At 42.1% G+C, this 1320-nt stretch carries 8 tRNA genes; all 8 read right to left on the bottom strand.

From position 1 onward, the window contains the following. Positions 1 to 6 precede the first annotated feature (6 nt). Positions 7 to 80 (bottom strand) — tRNA-Met (locus tag H3R21_RS07430). Between the two features lie 11 nt (positions 81 to 91). Further along, positions 92 to 178: transfer RNA gene (locus tag H3R21_RS07425), tRNA-Ser, on the bottom strand. Between the two features lie 29 nt (positions 179 to 207). Beyond that, positions 208 to 279, bottom strand: a tRNA-Glu gene (locus tag H3R21_RS07420). A 606-nt stretch (positions 280 to 885) separates the two neighbouring features. Next, positions 886 to 975, bottom strand: a tRNA-Ser gene (locus H3R21_RS07415). 12 nt (positions 976 to 987) lie between these two features. Further along, positions 988 to 1061: transfer RNA gene (locus H3R21_RS07410), tRNA-Ile, on the bottom strand. Positions 1062 to 1065: 4 nt separating this feature from the next. After that, positions 1066 to 1136: transfer RNA gene (locus tag H3R21_RS07405), tRNA-Gly, on the bottom strand. Positions 1137 to 1157: 21 nt separating this feature from the next. Then, positions 1158 to 1230 (bottom strand) — tRNA-Phe (locus tag H3R21_RS07400). Between the two features lie 6 nt (positions 1231 to 1236). Further along, positions 1237 to 1310: transfer RNA gene (locus tag H3R21_RS07395), tRNA-Asp, on the bottom strand. Positions 1311 to 1320: the final 10 nt, after the last annotated feature.

The following is a 1320-nucleotide window of genomic DNA, read 5'->3' as shown; positions in this document are numbered from 1 at the left end:
ACCATATTGCGGGAGGTGGATTTGAACCACCGGCCTTCGGGTTATGAGCCCGACGAGCTACCAGACTGCTCCATCCCGCGATTATTATTAAAGGAGGATGTGGGATTTGAACCCACGCACGGCAAGACCGTCTAACGGTTTTCAAAACCGTCCCCTTAAGCCACTTGGGTAATCCTCCAAATGTAAATATACCATAAAATGTGGTAATGACCCGTACGGGATTTGAACCCATGTTACCGCCGTGAAAGGGCGATGTCTTAACCACTTGACCAACGGGTCGAATTGTTGTCTAACGTCATAAGACGCTTAATTATAATACCGAATTTGTTTGTTAAAGTCAACCACTTTTTTATTCGTTATTACTTGAGAGCTCTTAGTTCTGTCAATCACAACGCTATAAATAATACATGATTCTACACCATCTTGCAAGTCATTTTGTTAAAAAATTGAATATTTCACATTTCTCTTAGTCTCTCTATACTTTATGCTTACTTCTAGCGAGTTTCTCTCCTGCATTCAATAGTGGAAAAGAGGAATTCCTCAGATTTAGTCAAGCATTAGTTATAGTGATCAAACCATGTATTAAAATATCTCTTAATTATAATTGCTCTTGTTCAGTAGTCTATCAATAACTGGCACTAATCCTTCCTGTAGAGAAGGAAGATATCCACTTTAAACCACCATGTAATTGTAGTAGTTCCCCTACTTTTACTAATTAACGGTTTCTACCCCAAATGTGTGATCCGTCTTCTAACTCTGATATATTCTCAACTTGCACCACTAAGGCGTGCAGAAGAATGCCCGTCAATGAGTTAAAGATTTAGAAACCCTTTATAAAGCACAAAAAAAGACTACTGACATTAACCAATAGTCTTTTATACAATACGGAGACTGAGGGATTCGAACTCTCGCACCGGAATAACCCGATCTACACCCTTAGCAGGGGCGCCTCTTCAGCCACTTGAGTAAGTCTCCATTATTTTATTATGGGCCTAAATGGACTTGAACCATCGACCTCACGCTTATCAGGCGTGCGCTCTAACCAGCTGAGCTATAGGCCCCAAAAGCGGGTAACGAGAATCGGACTCGCGACTAAAGCTTGGAAGGCTTTCGTTTTACCACTAAACCATACCCGCAGAACTTTGATAATAAAAAAATGGCGCGGGACGGAATCGAACCGCCGACACAAGGAGCTTCAATCCTTTGCTCTACCGACTGAGCTACCGAGCCATTTAACGGTCCATATCAGATTTGAACTGATGATCTTCTCCGTGACAGGGAGACGAGATAAACCACTGCTCCAATGGACCATATTGCGGG

Origin of the sequence: Lactobacillus sp. W8172 (assembly GCF_016102055.1) — a bacterium.
In the GTDB taxonomy this organism is placed as follows: domain Bacteria; phylum Bacillota; class Bacilli; order Lactobacillales; family Lactobacillaceae; genus Lactobacillus; species Lactobacillus apis_A.
This window is presented reverse-complemented; position numbering and strand designations above follow the sequence as displayed.